The organism is Desulfurococcus sp. (assembly GCF_038881575.1).
Classification (GTDB): Archaea; Thermoproteota; Thermoprotei_A; order Sulfolobales; family Desulfurococcaceae; genus Desulfurococcus.
This window is the reverse complement of sequence record NZ_JAVZPN010000002.1, coordinates 132,924-151,816: the sequence shown is the minus strand read 5'-3', so window position 1 is coordinate 151,816 and position 18,893 is coordinate 132,924. Positions and strand designations below refer to the sequence as shown.

Here is an 18,893-nt window from a genome sequence, read left to right as displayed (position 1 = left end):
TTCTGGTGCTACTCTACTTCTCGGCGGGCTATCTGCTAGCATTCATTGTCGACGTATTGAAGAATAGCCGTTTACCCGAACCGTGTCCTCATCTATCGAACTGTAGCGAAGCGTGTCGGGCACGGCTGGGTTCATCACGGCTTCCCATCCCCTTCTCCCCGCCTGCGGGAGCTGTGCTCCCCTCGGCGAAGAGCGGTTCACCTAGAGTCCCCCTCGCCTAGCTCACCGAGTTCATCCTACTCCATCAATATGATTTGCAGAAGCTTTTATAAGCTTTTCTGTAGTAATTACTCGTAGAAGGTGTTGCCATGCCCGAGGAGTACGTGTTTCACGCTAGGGTTTCAAAGACCAGCCATGGATTGTTGTGTATATACATTCCGAAGGAGCTCAGCTCGAAGATGCAGCACCTACACAGGAGAGAGGTGATAGTGCGTGTCACAGTACCAGATGAGTGATGGTGTGGTTGATGCAGCACTGCTTATAAAGTATGTTACTGTTGTCGGTAGACTAGTTCCCATCTCGCCAGAGGACTACATGAAGTTGATTAGGCTTGTATATGATTTCAAGAAAGCGGCGTGTCAAAGACCATTGCATCACTAATATTAATAGTCTCAGTGTTATCGATAGCCGTAGGACACATTGTAGGCGGGATCTTAAGTGATAAGGCGGCTAGGAAGAAGGGCCCGGCAGGCAGGGTCTTCATCTCTATACTAGGCATAGGGATAGGCCTACCAGTAATGCTCTCCATGATAATGTATCCGTATCCATGCGGTAATAGTGAATGGTCTATAGTGATACAGCCACTGCTCCTAGCAGTTTTTGGAATGATGTTCACGACTATAGCGTACCCTAATATAACAGTTGTCTTAAGCGATGTCGTCAGAGCTGAGCACCGTGGCACAGTATTCTCACTATACAATATGCTCAACACCCTTGGCTGGGCTATAGGGCCACTACTATACCCTGCACTAGCATACATCTACATGCCACCCGATATCAGGGCAAGCGATCTGCCTAGACTGATAACGCTTTACGACTCAGAATCTATGAGGTACATCAATTCATGTATGAGTGAAATGACGCCAGTGAGAAACACCTACATGTACTCAGCTGCAACCATAGTGCTACTGTGGATAATATCGTTGTTAATATGGGTTGTAATCAAGATAACATATGAAAAAGACCGTATCTACAACTAGCTAGGTATATCGCCTGGGAGCCTCAATATACAGAGCACATGTAGATCACAAGAGAGTGCCGGAGAATTACTGAGGTGCTATAAACACAGCAAAGTGCTCGACGCAGATCTTGTAGGAGCGTTCAACATAGTCTCAAAACACATACCTCCGAGTCCTTTAAGGCGGGGAGGAGGTCGAGCAGCTGGAATTACTAAAAGAGGCTGAAATAATGGGCACGGGCGTTCACTACTCCTGCTATGATGGGTAGGAGCATTAATGCTATGCCGAGGTAGAGGCTCCACATGATCGAGTCCAGTGGTATCTCACGTGTGCCACCGGGTATGTTAACGTTGTTCAAGATGGTGTTTAACCAGTAAGCTTTGTCCTCTAGGTCTCCATCTGCAGGGGTGAAAAGCGAGATCCTGACATATAGGTTTCCCATGCTTGTTGGATACGTGTATATGCTGTAAGCCAGGAGGAGCCTAGTAGAGCCCTTCGATATCACAGCGTACACGATGGTTGTATTCCTTGTCTCACTCCACCATTTTTCAATATTATAGCCTTGATTAATTAGGCAGATCTGCCATCCATGGAACCTACTCGGCGACTCAGCTACTTCAACATACCCTGTAGCTATGCCACTGCCTGAGGAGATACCTATATTGTACACTGAGAGGGCGCCGAGTGCCTTACCTAGGAGGGGGCTAGGCGTATTCATCCATACATACGTGTTGGTTGAATTAAAGACTATCGAAGCCGGGTTTTCAACAAGTTTAACAGGGTCCACGTAGACCGTGCTTGCAGAGGGTAGTGATATGTGCAACGATATAGTGATGTATAATATGATCAGGAAGAGGAGCGATAGAATCTTAGCCGCGTCAACACTGGTAAAACCACTGCTCGCGGCATTTACAGCATTTATGCCTGCTCTAAAAGAGGGCTTAGGCGTTATGAGTAATGCAGTTAACGTGGCTAACCCAGTATATATCACAGGGGAGTTATAGTGGAAAATACTCATCGCGGCATCGAAGCCCAGTACCCTGGATACATAGACTATTAAGGCTAGCCTGACAACATTCCCCGCGAAAACTATTAGTGCCGCCGCCAGTATTGATTTAACAACACCCTTGATCCTCTCGAGCCGTGGAACCCGTGACTGCGATGCCAAATATACTATCAATGGAATCAGCGATAACACTGTAAGCAGGCTTCCAACACCACTGCACTCAGGCGCTATCTCAAGTATCCTCTGAGCACCCTCATTATCCCATATAATGATGCCTTGAAACATGCTTGTTGACACCATGGGACTCCCAGTGAGAAAAGATACCGTTATAACTAGGGGGGTTGTTATCAGCCTCGCCAACCAGCTTATAAAGCCTATTGGCAACGGCACTATGGATAACAATAAGAGAATTATAGCCAGCGGTACCCAGGGTTTCTCGAATCCTCCATAGATAAACAATACTATAGTGGCAATGATCAACACCAGCGAATACATCTCCAGTTGGAGCGAGTACTCGGTTATAACTCTTGAGAGAACATGGAGAGACATGGAGACCGAGAGGGTGCCTGCGGTAGATATAAGCTTATAAATATTGAAGCCACCCATAGAACCTAGTGAGGTTAAGCGGTGAACGATGAATATGGAGGAGGGCGTCAGCAGGATCAAGTAACTGTACTCGCTCACCTGTAATCCTTCAAGGTAGGCTATAATGCTATCCCTATATAAAGTAGCTAGGAGGCTGCTGACCAAGACTGTAACCATGATACTATATATAAGCCTCCTCAAGCCACTGCCACCCTGCACTGATATCACATGGTGATCATTACTTGTCACTCGTCTACATACACAACGTGGAATCCAGCCCTAACCTAAAAAACTTCTCATCAACACTAATAAACTTGGATGAAATACGAGTAAACCAATATATTTATATTATACTGTTTAATCCTATTAAAACATCAGAGGCCACATGGATTTCTCGAATAGAAGCCCGGGTAAGAATGCTTAGGGGATGATTGATGAATAGTGGCCAGGCAGAATTAGAAGTGGAAAAGTGGTCTAGTCTTCTCAGAGAAGCCATTGATGAGGTTTCAAAGATTGTTCTTGGCAAGCGCGAGGAGCTAGAGGTAATAGTTGCAACGATTGCTGCAGGGGGCCATGTATTAATAGAGGGTCCTCCGGGAGCTGGTAAAACCCTTACCTCTATGGCTATGGCCCGAGTGATCGGTGGTGTATATAAAAGGATACAGGGGAACCCTGATATATTGCCTAGCGATCTCACAGGCTTCTACGTTTACTCCCTCGGAGGCGAGAGAAGATTCGTGAAAGGCCCGGTTTTCACCAATATTTTACAGGTGGATGATTTAAACAGGATACCTACGAGGGCTCAATCAGCCCTCCTCCAAGCCATGGCTGAGTACAAGGTTAGTATTGAGGGGGAGACCCATAGTATTGAGAGGCCCTTCCACGTATTCGCCTCTATGATTCCCCCGGAAATAGAGAGCGGTGTCTTCAAGGTTACCATAGGATTAATCGATCGATTCTGGACCATGATTAACACGGGATATGCTGGTGAAGACGTTGAGGAGGAGATAATAAATCGCTCCGACGAACTCTACCTAGCGAACCCCTATAGCATCCGGGAGATACTGTCCCCTGGTTTGCTTATTCAGCTACAGGACAACCTTGGTAAATTAATCTATGCTGATAGACGAATCGTCAGATACATTAGGGATATCGCTTCATCGATTAGAAGACACCAGGATGTAGTGAACGGGCCGAGCCACAGGGGGGTCATATACTTGTACAGGGTCTCCAAGGCTCTTGCATTGATTAATGGGAGGGACTACGTGACGCCTGATGATGTAAAGAGGCTTACCGGATACATGCTACCCCATAGAATCATTACTAGAGCAGGGGGCAAGGATAGCAGGGATATCATCAAAGAGGTCCTGAATAAGGTACCTGTCCCAAAGGAGTGAGCGTCTTGGCGCCTCTTGCCGAGGCTGTCACGGTATCACTGCTTTCCCTGTTTATCTACTTGCTTGGAGGTAATAGTGTAGTAGGCTTACTGATGGCTATGGCTGGACTAGGGTTCACCGTTAACTTATCGTTTATGCGGAGAAGCCTTATCGCCGATAAATCATGGATAATAATGCTTGGAGGAACAGCTTACACAGGGCTCTCAATAGCTTTAAGCAACAGGGTTATAGCTTTATCTACATCCCTCATATTGATTTTACTAATGCTCTCAATCACTTCCCATATAAGCATAGTGGTTACGGATAGGGATCTAGACTTATTGATTATAACAGGGCTTATAGCCGGGTTAATCGGCTCAGTCATGCGTCTCGAGTATACTCCATGGGTGATTCTCTCACCAGTTATAGAGTACCTCTTATCATCCACAGGTGGGGAGGAATTACTTGGGAGACTATACTATGTAGTCAGCCTCTCCCTTCTTCTGTTACTTCATCCATTATTATTAGCATACGTTTTCGCGTTAAACATCCTCAGACAATATTTTAAGCCCCTGAACACTCCCAGCAATATATGGGCTGACATGGTTTTCAGAGTAGTATTGGTGGTGATGTTTAATGCGTAACGAGCTTGCTGTGCTCGGAGTAAGCATACTAGTGGTTTCCTCAGGCTTTGCAATATATGGGCTCTTAACCGGCGCCGAAATCGTGGCTGGCGTAGCATTAGCAACGATAGTGTTTGGAGCGGTTGTCCTCGATATAGGTTTAACATACAGGGACCCCATGGTATCGACCCTCATGCTATACGCTCAAGCCCTCTCCTCTCCCCTTGTAAAGATGCAGGAAGACCTTGGATTAGCCTGGAGCAGGGTTGTACAGGCATGCATAGGCACTAATGAAGTATACCTTATCTACTCGAGGAAAGAATTGAAGTGCAATGATGTCGCGCCAGGGCTGGGCATCCAGGATTCGATACCGTATATGGCGTTGATTGTCGAGAAGCACTTGATCCCGGAGTCAGGCGATATAGAAGCATTGATCAGGAATATGGGTTTAGCTGAAAGCGTTAGCCTACGCATCACTGAGGAGGCCTACGCCGTCGAGTTAACTGGTTTAAACAAGGCGTTGATTGGCGAGTCATGGGGGCCATTAAACATAGTGTCGCTACTAATCCCCTTACTCGTTGGCTTATCGCTGAATAAAAACACCGTCTTAGAGCGGGAGGAATACGATGGAGTAGTGTACAAGGCATACTTAAGGGTGATTAGTGGTGAGAGGTCTTCCTAGAGACCTAGTTATCTATGTAGTGTTACACACGGTGATTTCCTCAGCCCTCATAATACTCGGCGAGAGAAGGGTGGATGCATACGTATCCATAAGTATACTAGTGTACTTCATAGCTACATCCATCCTACCCGAGATCAGGGCTCACTGTGATTTAAGGCTTGTAGACTATGCATTGATAACCGTGTTTACCTTAATCATAGCATTAAGGGTACTCGATATACTTGGATACAAGCTACCACTGGTGTCGCCATGAGGGGGCTTCCAGCGTTATTATTCACCATGATAATACTACTGGCCTCATTGAATACATCAATAGCCGATTACACTCCTGATCCAGGCCCACTAGTAGTAATGCTGGTAGACGCTATCGATGCCTTGAATAAAGGCGATTGCAGTAGCGTGATCGGCATTGCCGGCACAGCTCTCTCAGTTAATACAACACCCGGGCTCTCATACCTACATACGAGATCATGGAGTATCCTGAGAGAAATATGTATAGTACTAAGGAACCCCTCACCCAACCCTCCATCAAATGAAACCATATATATACTCTACAGGCTTAAAATAGAGGCAGAGGATGTTATCCCAAGGTATGCTGACTCCTTGGTCAACATGATTGCGAATCCTTCAACCAAGTATAGTCTGCAGAGAACATTATATGGGTATCTCAGTAGCCTCAGTGAAATACTCGATAACCTGGTTAAAGGATTCATTGAAAACTACGTCAACCTAGAGTTCTCGCTAATCGCGCCTGACCGGGTGGAGGCTGGCGACCGCCTGACTTTAACACTGGCTTTCCCCCATGAAGTCTACCTGGAGAAACTAGGGATCAGCGTGAAAATCAATGGATTCACCAACACATCCATCATTTATATAGGCTTAAACACCTCGATGTACATGCTTGAGGTAGATATCCCCGATACTTCTACAGGCATCTATAACTCTATAAGCACAGAGGGTTACATAGTAGTTACTGTCTACGGGTTCTCGGATAATCCATTCGTCTCTATCCAGGGCAAGCGGCTTGAGGTATTGGCTGAGGAACCCCCACTATACTTCACTGTTCCATCAATAATAAGGATCCACGAGAACTTAACAGTAAATGTGGAGTCTAAGGCCCATGTCCCCCTTATACTTAATGTAAGCATAGTTGATAACAGGGATGAAACAGTATTATTGAATAATAGCTTCATAGTTGAGCCTGGAAGAAACGAGTTCACAATAAACACGGATACCTTGATGCAGGGCTTATACACCATAGTCTTTAAGGTTTTCCCCGTAAGCAAGTATCTGCCCGCACAGTACTCTAAGTCCCTGCTTATAACGGGTATCCTCTACGGGATGCAGGTGGATGCTCCTAGAATAGTGATAGGCCCTCCCTTTACAGTATTGATCTCTATTAATGCACCCAGTAATGCTGGATCACTGGTTATAAGTATCAAGGAGGACGACGCAACACGTCTAATGATAAATAGCTCCGTCCATGGTGTACTAGTGTACCAGCTACCTATTAGGTCAGCACTGCTCATGGAGCCACGCTACATCAGCATCAAGGTGGAATCCATCAATGGTGAATACGCTAGCTATCAATTCAGGATCTATGTCATTAACTTTCTATCGCTTATACTGACAGTGACGGTGCTCCTGGTTCTCTCGAGTATACCCCTCAAGGAGCCTGTACTCAGTTTCACCAACCTTGTGGAAGCCCTAAGCAGGAAGCAGGGCAGTTTATCCCCTGTAGCTCTCTATAGAAAGCTAGTATTATTGCTCTCCACATATGTTAAACCACCCTCATCAAGTGAAACACTAAGGGAATACTATAAGAGAGCGTCCACACGCATCGAGGCTATCGCTGTGTATCTATGGAGATTCATAGAGTTGTATGAACGCTACTTATACTCGAGAAGAAAGCCACTTATAGAGGAGTTGAGGAGGGCATACGAGGAGTTCAGGGGGATGATTAAGTGATCAGGCCCACATACATGTTAATAGCGCTCCTGGCCCTCGCCTCAACCATATTATCTGGGATAATCTACATCCCTTCCCAGACGCCGGGGAGCCCGTGGAACACCGGTGAGAACGGCGTAAGCGGGATCACCGAAGTAGTAAATGCATCGATCAGGGATGGACTAAGCGGTCTCCAATGCGGTGGCTTAATCCTTATCTCTGCTTCTAGAAGCATTACCAGTGAGGAGGCTGAGTTGCTGAAGAACCTTATCGAATGCGGTTCCATAGTACTAGTGGCTGATGGAGAGGGTTATTCACGGGAATTACTCGGGATCCTCGGCATAGACGTGAAGTTCAAGGGATTTCAAGTCCTCGATGAGGCTTCATCAGCTGGCTATAGATGGATCATTAAAAGCAGGGTCACTCTGCCCAATGGTTCATCCTTCGAGGTGGCCATACCCAATGCAACCTACATGCTTGTCTCAACGCCTCCGGACTACCTAGTAGCCCATACATCCAACTATGCTTATGCCGATACAGATGGAAACGGATTCTACGATACATATGATCAAATGGGGGTTTTCACCGTGATGGCTGGGTGGAGGATAGGGAATGGGGCATTGATTCTCGTGCCATCCAGCCTCTTCCTCTTCAACGCTTATGTATCAATCCTGGGAAACACTGGGTTCCTAGTGGAGTTATCCAAGGGTAGGGAAACCGTATTATACGTAGACCCATATAGTTTAACATGGTTTGACAGGTTGAAGTATAGCTTCTACCTTCTATATGCTGGGAGACCCATGGTCTTCACTTATTACTTAACCTTAATCACGGCTTCTACAACGGTCGCTCTATGGCTTTACAGTAAGGGGGGAGGCCGCCCGGGTAAGCGGGAAGCCCTACTGCTGTCGGTATCGATTGCTTCACCGATCTATGGCTTCTACATGTCTAGGGAGCCCATTTACTTGACCGCTCTACTCTTATACCCTGTGCTCTACTTGCTTACCCCGGCTGCATATAGTGCTTTATCTATTTCTCTGAGCTTGGCTGGTGTAGTGCTTAACCCTGTTTTCACATTACTCTACATTTTCTCTTCGCTCATAGTTGCGAGGAGTGCTAGGAGGGAGCCTGGATACTGGATCCTGGGATATGCCTCGATCTTCATGCTTGGCATGAACAGTGTTAACACCCTGACTGTATTACTGAACCCGCCTACATCACTATGTATCACGACCTCCATGGTTTTCACGCTATTGCTCTCCATATTGATATATATTATGAAGCTGAGAGGGGTTACGGTTGCCCCGTTATCCACTAGAATGGAGGTCTACGCTGGATCCAACGTAGAGTTGGGATTCAATGTCTCAACGTCTTCACCGGTAGTATGTGTTGTGGAGTTGGATAGTGGCATAAGATACGAGCTTGTAGAGAACGAGGAAACAGTATCTGTGAGGAGGCCGGTGGAGCACATCGGGTTGAACAGGTTTACCCTGAGGATCGGGTTAATGGATCCAAGTGGTTATTCCTGGAGAGACATAGGGCTACTCTCATATGAGGTCAACGTATTACCGTTGACCAGTAAGATGCTTGAGAAAGCGGGGCTCTTGTTAAAGGGTAGTGACATAGGGAGGCTACTCCAATATGTTTCCATCACGGTTTTAATGAGGATCGAGGAAACAGGCAGGCTCATACGGCTTGATGAAGAGAGGCTGGCTGAGATAGCTAGGAGGGGGGCTGTGAAAGAAGGCGCATCATCCATCATCATGGAGGTGGTCAGAGAGTATATGAGTAGCCTTGGAGAGGGAGTAGCAGGCACACGTATCGGGGATTATAGAGGTGTACGGCTCTACGAGCCCGGTGACTCCTTAAGGGATATTCACTGGAAGAAGACATTGGGTATCCTGGAGCTGGTGGCGAAGACGTATGAGGCTTCAGGGGAGCATCCTGTCAGTGAAGGCGGAGCCGGTGGCGGAGTACTCGTGATCGCTAACCTCAACTCCACGAGTCCACTAGAGCTAGACGCGTTGCTTGCAGCCGTGCTTCACCACATCCTTGATAATGCCTCGGTGAACCCCGAGTTCCAGCTCGAGATGATGCTTATAGCAGGTAGATATATACTGGTGCTCAAAGGTCCGGCAATGGGCGTGCTAGGGTTATTCTATAATGTCCTACGCGAGAAGCCCATTGAATCCATGTATAACTATAACTCCTACAACCGGTATCCTGAACCAGTGGAAGTAGAGTACATGATTTCCTCAGGGCCAGAAGTATTCAAGGTATTGGCAACAGTCTTCGAGATAGATGGCAGAGAGCTCGTTGCATCACTTCTTAGGGAAGATATAAAACCCGGGAGACAGTTTACGCTGATACATGGTAGGGCGACGTCTACCTGGGCCTCGTTCATGGCTTACTACCTGACTTTAGCAGGCTACATCTACGCTGGGCAGAGGGAGGTTGGTTTGATATGAGTAGGTGGTGCTTGATCTCTTTTACCATGTTATCGATGTTACTGCTCGTCATAATCCACTCATTCATCATTGTCAGCGGAGAGTCTGATTCGTCCACGCTGCTCAATGAAGCTTTATCACTGCTTGCCAGGATTCAGAAGCTGGCCGGGAAAAACATTAATGTAACGGATCTAACAGTACAGCTGAATGAGTCGTTGATGCTTCTGCAGGAGGGGAGGATCACAGAGGCTAAGTCCCTTCTGGATCGGTTGGAGAACGAGGTCGCTGTGCTCGAGGCCTCGGCCGACACATACTATATGTGGGGCATCATTATGAAATACCTGAGGGTTGCGTTGGCGCTATCCATACCATTACTCTTCTACTTGTTCTTCCCCAGGCTCTACATCTACTTGTGGTTCAGGCTTAGGAGGAGGTGGGTTATCCGTGAATCTTCTTAATGATGAAGTGTTCGCTGTAATACTAGCGTTAATAATTGTTGCAAGCGTCTTTACAGTTGCACAGGAGTTCCGGGGCATCGAGCCCTTCAACGCTATAGGGTTGCTCAACCAGGAGTGTAAGATAGGTTATTACCCCGATTTCGTATTAATAGGGGAGAACCTTACCCTATGCATCTACATATATAACTACATGGGGTCTCCTGAGGCATACATGGTTGTATACAAGTTCGGTACCCCTGATACACTCCCCACGAACACCACCCCGAGCCCTGAGCCAGCGCTATGGAATTACACCGTTGTCTTAAACCATGGGGAGGAAGCACTGTTAAAGATAGGTGCACCAATACCATATAGACCCGACATGATAGGGGATAACGCCTCATTGATCTTCGAGCTATGGATGTATAATACTGCTAAGGGAGAGTGGGAGTACACTGGTAGATGGGTCCACTTACATGTAGTAGTGAGGGAGGTGCCGTTGCTTGGCTAGCCTCGAGGAGTACACCAGGGGGAAGAGTTACAGGGAGCTCGTGAAGATATACAGGGATATAGTGGATGGGAAGCTGGTTATCGAGGATCCTGATCCACCCAGCGACTACTATAGTTATCTAACTAGGCTAGATTACTCAGCGTGGCTGTGGATCTGCGCCGGGCTATTAGTGTTCACCCTGGTATCTATAGGTCTCTCCGATTCAAGCCCGGTCTTCGCCTACGCCAGGTACATACTTGGCACGATCTTCGTGTTGTTTCTCCCAGGTTACCTCACTATTGAAGCACTATACCCTGGTGACAACGAGCTAGGCGACCTAGAGAGGCTCGCGTTAAGTATCGGTTTATCACTAGCGCTAGTTCCATTAATAGGACTCGTGTTAAACTATACCCCATGGGGTATACGTTTAACCCCTGTACTAGTCTCCCTCACAATGTATTCAGCAATACTGGCTTTCACAGCATCCTATAGGAAATACATGTTGCTGAGGAAAACAGTATCCCGTGGCCTATCAAAATCCAGGAGAAAATAACAATTAGAAATAAATAATAGCTAGATAGCTGTAAATAATGATCAAGGGGGACCATTAATGAAGAGTATAGTTATAAGAGAAGACATAGAAAACGTACAGAAGCTGATACCGCTGAGTAAACTATTAGACATACTAGAGGTAGAGATTATTGAGTCAACAGTGTTGGAAGGAGGAGGAAAAATATTACTGGAGGTTGTAGGCAGGTATGCATCTGAGAACGAATATTATATGGCTCACATCATTAATCAGGAAGGTACTTCATGCATGCTTCTCATGAATGGCGATATGATTCTTAACGCTGAGTGCCGTCGCCCAGATGGAGGAGAAATACCTGTTAACCCAGAGCTTATTAAAGGCCTCCTATACTCCAGCAACGTGAGAAAACTAGATATGTACAGGGTTAAATCGCCATTCATGAAGTGGATTGAGAAATATAATCTAGGAGTAGAACCTCTCGACGCTGCGCACAGGAAGATGTTTGAGAAGTTCAATATAGTGATCAAGTATATACTCGACGGGGAATTAGGCAAGATACAGGAAGCCTTCAGGGAAGCATATGACGCATGCGACGGACATTTCAAGCTCGAGGAGATGCTCCAGGATAAATGTAGGTATGATAAGAGGAAGAAGGAGTCCCATGTAAAGAGACACTTAGAGTTCAAGATGCTTATGGATAAGCTGGCCTCCACTAGTAATGCATCTCAGTTCGTCAAGTTACTCACGGATCTCTACATATATATTGCATCATACCTTGACTACATGTTGAAGGATGACATGGATCTGGCGGAGTACTTGAAAAAAAATGCCTGGAGAAGGAAGCTGGGGAGTAGTCCAACACTGATCTCTCTGACTCAGCCCTTCCCCAGCATCTCCTCGACAGATCTAACCTTGCCCTCTATCGATAACTCCTTATCCACTCTGTAGTCTATTGATAAATCTATTGAGACTCGTTTAACGCCTCGAGCAACCAGTTTATCCACCACTGACTCCAGTATCTTGGAGACCTCGCCTAGATCGCTGAGCTCTATTATCGTTGCTGAAGCCGTTAATACATGCTTTAATCCAAGGGATGATAATACTTTCTCCACTTCGACCACATAGCTACTGAGGCTTGTGGAACAGGTTCCTATGGGTATAACTCTCAGTGTTAGAAGATACTTCACGTTCATCCCCTGGCTAAGAAATGTTTTTAGAGGGCTTTATCAGTGTTGTGGGGAAGTTGGTGGGAAACATATTTAAGCATATTAATACATAATATATCTCCCGGGGTGAAAGCATACAATGCTGGTGAAGCTATATGCTCCCCTGCAACCGGGGAGCAAGGAGGAGATAAGGCTCCTCGAGGCAGTATTATACACGGCAACAGTATTCGGGCCAGGCTTCACCACGCTGCTTTCCAGCAGCGAGGATAAGTCAAGCATTATCAAGGAGCTCTCCACAGCGGCAGCCGTCTTCGCGAGGTTCAAGGCCAATTACTCCTATGGCTTAATAAGCGAGGAGCTCGGAGTACCCGAGAAAACTGTTAGGAAATACCTGAGGACCGAGGACGCCCTCAGCAAGGCTGTTTCAGACGTGTTAAAAAAGCTGGAGGCTGGAAACGGCTTCATTGAGGTAGACATACCTGATGTAGAATCCTATGCAGTGAAACTAAGTAACCTGGAAAGAGAAAACAATGAATTAAGGCAGAGAAACCAGGAACTAGAAACACAGTTGGCAGAGTTAAGGAGGAAGCTGGAACTGATTAAAAAACACTTGGATGAAGCCTATAAGATGCTCTAGTCATCATACCCTGACGCTTAACACTAACGCTGAATACCATCAGGCATAACTACACTTAGGCGGAGTCTACCATATCCTTAAGTAATCTACACATCAATGAAGAAGTCCTAATAAAAGCTTCTATCCCCATGGTAGAGAATCATTATTCATGATAAAGCTGACGGCTCCCCGCCCTGAAGGGCGGGGAGGAGGTCAGAGGTTATTTCAGCCATGCTGTAAGTGCTCTTAGCGGGTTTCTCCAGGCTATTTTTTCAATGTCCTCCCTAGTGAAGCCTTCCTCGAGTAGCTTGCTCCATAAGCTCCCTATTTTATCGATGGATTCCAATCCCTTAACAAGTGGTGCGTCAAGTGAGCCGAAGTAGTCTGAGCCTATTGCTAATATGTCCACTCCATAATTGTCTCTTATATATACCGCGTGTCTGACAAGGCTGGATACATCTGGTATACCGGTTGACACGAATGAAGCTATGAATACTAGTCCTACAACCCCCTTGCTCTCCGCCACCACTTCCAGTGTCTTGTCATCCAGGTTTCTAGGATGATTGTGAACTGATTTAGTATTAGCGTGACTGACTATTACGGGCTTCCCTGCTGCCTCGTATGTGTCTCTCACTGTTTTCCCGCTTGCATGGGCTAGATCCACTGCCACCCCTAGCTCTACGGCTCTCCCAACGAGCTCTAAGCCCTCCCTGGTCAAGCCGTTATCGATCTGTGTCCTGCAGGAGGAGGCATACTTATTGTTATAGTTCCAGGTCAACCCTAATACACGTAGCCCGCCAGCATATAAGAGATCCAGGTCCTCCGGGCTCCTCAATGAATCAGCCCCCTCAAGCCCCACGAGTAAGCCTATGCCATCACCTTTCTCATCGAAGAGTCCCTGTAGCTGGTCCCTACCTAGTACAAGCTTGAACTCCCTGTGGGCTAACACAATGTTCCTGTATAAGTCTAACCCTGTGTAAACCAGCTCAAGGCTCGGGTAATGTCTGTAAGATATCCTCCCACCACGGGAGTACCAGGGTATCATGGGGAAGACGCTGGCGACAACAAGCCTCGTGTTGCTGGCGAGGTACTTCGGGATATCGGCATGCCGAAGCGGTTCATCAATGTCCAAGGGTTTCAATGGGAATGGGTTGAGCAGGCTTCCCGAGAGAACATAGGCTGCTACATCCTCGTGAAGGTCTACTAGAGGCGGGTTCAAGCGGATGCACCTGGAATAAATTAATGCTCCAAGTTAAATAAATAGGTTGGCTACATTAATCTATTTATTTCAATGACTCTTTGTCAGCCTCCCTGGCTTTCAATATTATTGACTCTAGTGTTTTAAATGCCTCCACGGAGTCTTTCCTATCGACTACTATGATGGTGTCACTGTGGGCTGACATTATTTGGAGTATGTTGATCCCTTTCCTGGCTAGGAGTGTTGTTATATAAGATATGAAGCCTGGTGTCTCAATATTCTCGATCGGGCTTACTATTATGATTGCTGAGACATCTCTCTTAAGCCACACTGGCTCCTTATCTATCAGGTCCGCTAAGTCATCTAGTAGCTCGCTGTTCACTATTATAGTTATATTACCTATGCCTTGCGAGATAGATATGAAGCGTGTCCTGCCAGCCAGCTCGTGAACGCTCTTGAACACCTTGTGGAGCACTGTATAATCGTATGTCGCTATAGCTAGGCCTGTCTTAAGCTCTATACTGCTTCTGGCTAGAACCCTGAAGATCCTTGAGTTAAGGGATTGCCTAGCTACACTGTTCCTGCTACGTAGCAGCGACATTTTAACGGAACTAGGTGTACATGATACCCCATACTCCTCCCTAATAACCTCGGCAAGCCTCTCCGATAGCTTACTGTAATTCACGTATCCATTACTCAATGCTTCCACTAGGCATGGATCACTCTCGACGATCTCCCTAACGATACTGCTTACACTCGTGTTTCCCCTGGGCATGGCACCACCTATGACTAAATGTAACAAATATATTCCAAGTGTAACACTTCTTTTTAAAGTGTTTCATATATGTAAAAAAGCTTTTATCTCTGTTCCACGAAGCCTTTTCTAACCATTGGTGGATAACTATGAGTACCAGAAGTGTAATTGTTAAAGCTGTAGCAGTAATAGTGGGTTTACTGCTGATTACACCATCGGTCAGCACAGTATCTACTGCGCAGTCCCAGAGCGTTTTCAGGGTAGGGTGGGGTGGTACCTCGCTAGATACATTCAACCCGTTTACAACCTATGCACAGATATCAACGTGGATAACCCTTGATATCTATAGCAGGTTAGTAAGAGTCTCCAGTAATTATTCAACATATATTCCAGATCTGGCTGCTTCATGGGAAGTTATCGGTGGAGACACTGTAAGATTCCACCTTGTAACCAATGCAACATTCCATGATGGAGCACCGGTCACGGCTTCCGATGTAGAGTACAGCTTCCACCTAGCCAGCGAGCCGTGGTCATCCAGGGCAGCAAACGTCAAGATTGTTGAGTCTATAAGAGTCATCGATAACTACACTATAGACTTCACCGTGTCATCTATACCGTTATTCTTCGCCCTTGCAGCGAGCACCATACCGATAGTGCCGAAGCATATATGGAGTAATATAAGTGATCCCTCAACGTATAACGGGTACCCGCCCATAGGCTCTGGCCCCCTCAGGCTCACCGAGTACAAGGAGGGACAATACATTGTACTGGAGCCATATAACAGGTTCTACTATCCATGGTATCTACCTAGGGTAGACCGGATCATAGTTAAATTCTACCCCGATGTAACCAGTGCAGCCAACGCACTGCTAGCCGGTGACATAGATGCCGTTGGACCCTATATCCCGATGGCGATGCGCAATGCCCTCGTGAACAACCCGGGGTTCAAGGTGTTTACATCCCCTGGAACAACATACTTCTACATAGCATTCAACGTGGACCCTAATGGAACAGGTAATCCAACCCTGAAGGACTTGAATGTTAGAAGGGCCCTAGCCTATGCTACAAATGTAACTTACGTCTGTGATACAGCGTGGCATGGGTATTCTAAGCCGATAGCAACCGTTCTCCCATCCTCGAATATGTATTATAACCCGAATCTCAAACCCTACGAGTTCAACCTCAGCAGGGCGGCAGAAATACTGGATCAAGCCGGCTACAAGCTAGGCCCTAACGGCGTAAGAGTCTCCAGTAATGGTGTCCCGCTCTCATACACTATACTCGTGCCAAGCAAGTTCCCCGAAGCAGTTAACGCGGCACAGGTCATCGCAAACTGGTGGAGGCAGATAGGTGTCAATGTGGAGATCAAGGCAATGGATACTGGTAGCATGAGCGCCATTATATGGAATAACGTGAACGGGGTCATCAGGCTTGGACACGATATAGATATATGGGACTGGATAGTCAGCCCCAACGATGTATCACAATTCGACGTGTTTACAACCGGGCGTACCCTCACAGGTATCTCGGATTCAGGGTACAGCAACCCCGAGTATGATTCCCTCTATGAGAAAATATATAATGCGTCAAGCGTGGACGAGATCAAGGATATAGCGTGGAGGCTCCAGGAGATACTGTACAACGACCTACCATACATACCCCTCTGCGAGATAGAGGCTGTACAAGCACACTCAGTGAAATTCACTGGCTTCGACTACGAGTGGCCCGGCGGGCCATTCGGAGGTGATGACTGGCGTACATTTCTCAACGCAACGCCTGCAACCACCACTACAGCCCAGGGCGGCAACAGCGACTACCTAGTGATAGGTGCAGCAGCGGGGGCTATCGCGGTAGTGGCAGTAGTGGTCTTAATTAATAGATTCAGGAGGTGATACCCTGTGAACACCGCGTTCCTTACTAGAAGGGCTTTTTCAAGCTTTCTCTCCATCTTCATATTACTATCTATAGCATTCATTCTTTTCAGGCTTCTCCCAGGTGACCCTATTTCCCTGATGTTCAGGGATCCAAGGCTGACCCAGGATCAATTAGCTTACCTCAGGGAGAAATTCGGGCTCGATAAGCCGCTGTGGGAACAGTACTTCATTTACTTATGGAACACTGTGAGAGGAGACCTAGGTATCTCATTCTACTATAAGCAGCCGGTAGCTGGGATACTATTAGAGAGAATTGTGAACACACTGGTGCTCCTTATACCTGCAACAATAGTGTCTATACTGCTTGGAGTACTAACTGGCGTGGTATCGGCTTGGAGGCATGGTAGCTTAGTTGACAGGGTAGTCAGCGGGTCGGCGCTAGTATTGTACACTCTTCCAACCTACTGGCTTGGAGGATTACTAATATTGGCCTCAATAAACTATCTTCACCTCCCAGTTACCGGTATGCGTGACTACGGTGTACACTATTCCTCAATGCTTGAACACCTATACGACCTGGCATCCCACATGATACTACCATTCATAACCCTTGTCCTCGTGAACTACGGTGGCTTCACACTGCTAGTCAGGGCATCAATGCTTGACGTGCTGGGCGAGGACTATATCAGGACGTACCACGCCGTCGGCTTCGGGGAGGGGAGGATACTCTTCAAGTACGGGTTGAAGAATGCTATGCTACCGACTCTCACCGCTATATCTATAGCGATAGCTACCTCGGTTTCAGGCGCTGTACTCACCGAGACTATTTTCGCATGGCCAGGCATAGGAAGGCTGATATATGAAGCCGTATATAATAGAGACTACCCGCTTCTCCAAGGGGCTTTCCTCGTAATAGCTGTCTCAGTTGTACTAGCCAACCTCATAGCAGACCTATTATATGGATTGATTGATCCAAGGGTGAGAACATGACCACGGGTAGAGGTAGTAGTAGGTTCGCTACTAGCTTAACAACATCAGCGAAGAACATGCTGCGAGAAATAGTATCGATCATTAGGAGGAATAGTAGTGTCAAGATAGGTTTAACAATAGTGCTGACATACATGGTGCTGGCAGCCCTCGCACCCTATATCACGAGCTATCGACCAGAGGACACTGATCCATCCAGTATATTCCAGCCGCCAAGCACTAAGCACTGGTTTGGGACAGATGAGATGGGGCGTGACTTATTCACCTTGAATATTTACTCGATAAAGACCTCACTGATAGTTGGCTTATCAGCGGCGATTATAACAGCCATCATTGGGCTGGTCGTAGGCCTGGTGTCAGGCTACTATGGGGGCTTGGTAGACGAGGTGTTAATGCAGGTCGTGAACTTCCTCTTAACGATACCTTCAATAGTGTTGATGATCGTGGTTGGCTCTATCATCGGGTCAAGTATAGCTTCGGTGATACTGATAATAGGCTTACTGAACTGGAGCCCTATAGCACGTGTAGTTAGGTCGGTCGTGTTATCGTTGAAGGAGTGGACGTATGTAGAGGCAGCTAGATCCCTCGGCGCATCGAATTCCTGGATAATAGTAAGACATATCCTTCCAGCAGTAATCCCTGTGACAATAGCAAATACAGTGCTCTCTGTTTCAACCGCTATATTCTCCCATGCAGCACTAGTGTTCATGGGTGTTGGTAGCGTTGGTGACTGGAACTGGGGATTGATCCTGTATAACGCATATACCTCGGGAGCACTTGCAGCAGGTATATGGTGGTACTTCATACCGCCTGGAATTATGCTGGTTGCACTAGCGTACTCTATAATGCTAATAGGAAATGGACTAGAAAAGGAGTTTAACCCAAGGCTCCTGCAAGTCGGTTCCCAGCATTGAAGCGATTACAAGTGAAAGCCTCGTCCTTTAGGGCGAGGAGGAGGTTAGATGTATATGGGGAAAGTATAAAATCAAAATAAATAT

At 46.7% G+C, this 18,893-nt stretch carries 21 protein-coding genes; 17 read left to right on the top strand and 4 right to left on the bottom strand.

Features of this window, described 5'->3' with window-relative positions; genetic code table 11:
* Positions 1-308 precede the first annotated feature (308 nt).
* The 3 genes from QXV08_RS02560 to QXV08_RS02550 are packed head-to-tail and all read left to right on the top strand — an operon-like array spanning position 309 to position 1,199.
* Positions 309-455: a hypothetical protein gene (locus tag QXV08_RS02560; protein ID WP_342784636.1), complete on the top strand. Its 147-nt coding sequence runs from the start codon at positions 309-311 to the stop codon at positions 453-455.
* Positions 433-600 (top strand): hypothetical protein, encoded by a 168-nt coding sequence (locus tag QXV08_RS02555; protein ID WP_342784634.1) that lies wholly within the window; start codon positions 433-435, stop codon positions 598-600. Before QXV08_RS02560 ends, QXV08_RS02555 begins: the two co-directional genes overlap by 23 nt.
* A complete protein-coding gene (locus QXV08_RS02550; protein ID WP_342784632.1) occupies positions 576-1,199 on the top strand; it encodes an MFS transporter in 624 nt (207 codons plus the stop codon). The genes QXV08_RS02555 and QXV08_RS02550 overlap by 25 nt, the downstream gene beginning before the upstream one ends.
* Before the next feature lie 190 nt (positions 1,200-1,389).
* Here QXV08_RS02550 and QXV08_RS02545 read toward each other — a convergent pair whose 3' ends face one another.
* Entirely contained in the window at positions 1,390-2,970 is a 1,581-nt protein-coding gene (locus QXV08_RS02545; protein WP_342784630.1) for an exosortase/archaeosortase family protein, read from the bottom strand.
* 233 nt (positions 2,971-3,203) lie between these two features.
* Here QXV08_RS02545 and QXV08_RS02540 point away from each other — a divergent pair, with 233 nt between their 5' ends.
* From QXV08_RS02540 to QXV08_RS02495, 10 genes are read left to right on the top strand one after another with little or no spacing between them, the layout of a single operon-like run.
* Positions 3,204-4,166: a MoxR family ATPase gene (locus QXV08_RS02540; protein ID WP_342788373.1), complete on the top strand. Its 963-nt coding sequence runs from the start codon at positions 3,204-3,206 to the stop codon at positions 4,164-4,166.
* Between the two features lie 5 nt (positions 4,167-4,171).
* Positions 4,172-4,789, top strand: coding sequence for a hypothetical protein (locus QXV08_RS02535; protein WP_342788050.1), 618 nt, complete (start codon positions 4,172-4,174; stop codon positions 4,787-4,789).
* Positions 4,782-5,450 (top strand): hypothetical protein, encoded by a 669-nt coding sequence (locus tag QXV08_RS02530; protein WP_342784624.1) that lies wholly within the window; start codon positions 4,782-4,784, stop codon positions 5,448-5,450. The genes QXV08_RS02535 and QXV08_RS02530 overlap by 8 nt, the downstream gene beginning before the upstream one ends.
* Positions 5,434-5,703: a hypothetical protein gene (locus QXV08_RS02525; RefSeq protein WP_342784622.1), complete on the top strand. Its 270-nt coding sequence runs from the start codon at positions 5,434-5,436 to the stop codon at positions 5,701-5,703. Before QXV08_RS02530 ends, QXV08_RS02525 begins: the two co-directional genes overlap by 17 nt.
* Positions 5,700-7,418, top strand: coding sequence for a DUF4129 domain-containing protein (locus tag QXV08_RS02520; protein ID WP_342784620.1), 1,719 nt, complete (start codon positions 5,700-5,702; stop codon positions 7,416-7,418). Before QXV08_RS02525 ends, QXV08_RS02520 begins: the two co-directional genes overlap by 4 nt.
* Positions 7,415-9,865, top strand: coding sequence for a DUF58 domain-containing protein (locus QXV08_RS02515; protein ID WP_342784618.1), 2,451 nt, complete (start codon positions 7,415-7,417; stop codon positions 9,863-9,865). The genes QXV08_RS02520 and QXV08_RS02515 overlap by 4 nt, the downstream gene beginning before the upstream one ends.
* On the top strand, positions 9,862-10,302 hold the full coding sequence (locus QXV08_RS02510) for a hypothetical protein (protein ID WP_342784616.1): 441 nt from the start codon (positions 9,862-9,864) through the stop codon (positions 10,300-10,302). Before QXV08_RS02515 ends, QXV08_RS02510 begins: the two co-directional genes overlap by 4 nt.
* Complete coding sequence (locus QXV08_RS02505; protein ID WP_342784614.1) at positions 10,289-10,792, top strand: hypothetical protein; 504 nt, start codon at positions 10,289-10,291, stop codon at positions 10,790-10,792. The genes QXV08_RS02510 and QXV08_RS02505 overlap by 14 nt, the downstream gene beginning before the upstream one ends.
* Positions 10,785-11,324: a DUF1616 domain-containing protein gene (locus tag QXV08_RS02500; protein ID WP_342784612.1), complete on the top strand. Its 540-nt coding sequence runs from the start codon at positions 10,785-10,787 to the stop codon at positions 11,322-11,324. Before QXV08_RS02505 ends, QXV08_RS02500 begins: the two co-directional genes overlap by 8 nt.
* A gap of 57 nt (positions 11,325-11,381) precedes the next feature.
* On the top strand, positions 11,382-12,248 hold the full coding sequence (locus QXV08_RS02495) for a hemerythrin family protein (RefSeq protein WP_342788374.1): 867 nt from the start codon (positions 11,382-11,384) through the stop codon (positions 12,246-12,248).
* On the opposite strand, the gene QXV08_RS02490 is transcribed toward QXV08_RS02495, so the two are convergent.
* The gene (locus QXV08_RS02490; RefSeq protein ID WP_342784608.1) at positions 12,176-12,493 is read right to left on the bottom strand and encodes an MTH1187 family thiamine-binding protein; all 318 of its coding nucleotides are present in this window, start codon (positions 12,491-12,493) and stop codon (positions 12,176-12,178) included. The two genes, QXV08_RS02495 and QXV08_RS02490, sit on opposite strands and share 73 nt — an antisense overlap.
* 112 nt (positions 12,494-12,605) lie before the next feature.
* Between QXV08_RS02490 and QXV08_RS02485 the strand changes: the two genes are divergently transcribed.
* A complete protein-coding gene (locus QXV08_RS02485; protein ID WP_342784606.1) occupies positions 12,606-13,103 on the top strand; it encodes a transcriptional regulator in 498 nt (165 codons plus the stop codon).
* Positions 13,104-13,302: 199 nt separating this feature from the next.
* Here QXV08_RS02485 and QXV08_RS02480 read toward each other — a convergent pair whose 3' ends face one another.
* The gene (locus tag QXV08_RS02480) at positions 13,303-14,301 is read right to left on the bottom strand and encodes a membrane dipeptidase (RefSeq protein WP_342784605.1); all 999 of its coding nucleotides are present in this window, start codon (positions 14,299-14,301) and stop codon (positions 13,303-13,305) included.
* Positions 14,302-14,365: 64 nt separating this feature from the next.
* Positions 14,366-15,055 carry an ACT domain-containing protein gene (locus tag QXV08_RS02475; RefSeq protein WP_342784603.1) on the bottom strand — a complete coding sequence of 230 codons (690 nt, stop codon included), beginning with the start codon at positions 15,053-15,055 and terminating at the stop codon, positions 14,366-14,368.
* Between the two features lie 128 nt (positions 15,056-15,183).
* Here QXV08_RS02475 and QXV08_RS02470 point away from each other — a divergent pair, with 128 nt between their 5' ends.
* From QXV08_RS02470 to QXV08_RS02460, 3 genes are read left to right on the top strand one after another with little or no spacing between them, the layout of a single operon-like run.
* Positions 15,184-16,926 (top strand): ABC transporter substrate-binding protein, encoded by a 1,743-nt coding sequence (locus tag QXV08_RS02470; protein ID WP_342784601.1) that lies wholly within the window; start codon positions 15,184-15,186, stop codon positions 16,924-16,926.
* Positions 16,927-16,932: 6 nt separating this feature from the next.
* Positions 16,933-17,898 carry an ABC transporter permease gene (locus tag QXV08_RS02465; RefSeq protein WP_342784599.1) on the top strand — a complete coding sequence of 322 codons (966 nt, stop codon included), beginning with the start codon at positions 16,933-16,935 and terminating at the stop codon, positions 17,896-17,898.
* The gene (locus QXV08_RS02460; protein WP_342784597.1) at positions 17,895-18,809 is read left to right on the top strand and encodes an ABC transporter permease; all 915 of its coding nucleotides are present in this window, start codon (positions 17,895-17,897) and stop codon (positions 18,807-18,809) included. Before QXV08_RS02465 ends, QXV08_RS02460 begins: the two co-directional genes overlap by 4 nt.
* Positions 18,810-18,893: the final 84 nt, after the last annotated feature.

What these genes read in the sequence shown, in the direction of transcription:
- QXV08_RS02560 (WP_342784636.1), top strand. Translation starts at nt 309, where the DNA reads ATGCCCGAGGAGTACGTGTTTCACGCTAGGGTTTCAAAGACCAGCCAT.
- QXV08_RS02540 (WP_342788373.1), top strand. Translation starts at nt 3,204, where the DNA reads ATGAATAGTGGCCAGGCAGAATTAGAAGTGGAAAAGTGGTCTAGTCTT.
- QXV08_RS02530 (WP_342784624.1), top strand. Translation starts at nt 4,782, where the DNA reads ATGCGTAACGAGCTTGCTGTGCTCGGAGTAAGCATACTAGTGGTTTCC.
- QXV08_RS02520 (WP_342784620.1), top strand. Translation starts at nt 5,700, where the DNA reads ATGAGGGGGCTTCCAGCGTTATTATTCACCATGATAATACTACTGGCC.
- QXV08_RS02510 (WP_342784616.1), top strand. Translation starts at nt 9,862, where the DNA reads ATGAGTAGGTGGTGCTTGATCTCTTTTACCATGTTATCGATGTTACTG.
- QXV08_RS02495 (WP_342788374.1), top strand. Translation starts at nt 11,382, where the DNA reads ATGAAGAGTATAGTTATAAGAGAAGACATAGAAAACGTACAGAAGCTG.
- QXV08_RS02490 (WP_342784608.1), bottom strand. Translation starts at nt 12,493, where the DNA reads ATGAACGTGAAGTATCTTCTAACACTGAGAGTTATACCCATAGGAACC.
- QXV08_RS02485 (WP_342784606.1), top strand. Translation starts at nt 12,606, where the DNA reads ATGCTGGTGAAGCTATATGCTCCCCTGCAACCGGGGAGCAAGGAGGAG.
- QXV08_RS02475 (WP_342784603.1), bottom strand. Translation starts at nt 15,055, where the DNA reads ATGCCCAGGGGAAACACGAGTGTAAGCAGTATCGTTAGGGAGATCGTC.
- QXV08_RS02470 (WP_342784601.1), top strand. Translation starts at nt 15,184, where the DNA reads ATGAGTACCAGAAGTGTAATTGTTAAAGCTGTAGCAGTAATAGTGGGT.
- QXV08_RS02460 (WP_342784597.1), top strand. Translation starts at nt 17,895, where the DNA reads ATGACCACGGGTAGAGGTAGTAGTAGGTTCGCTACTAGCTTAACAACA.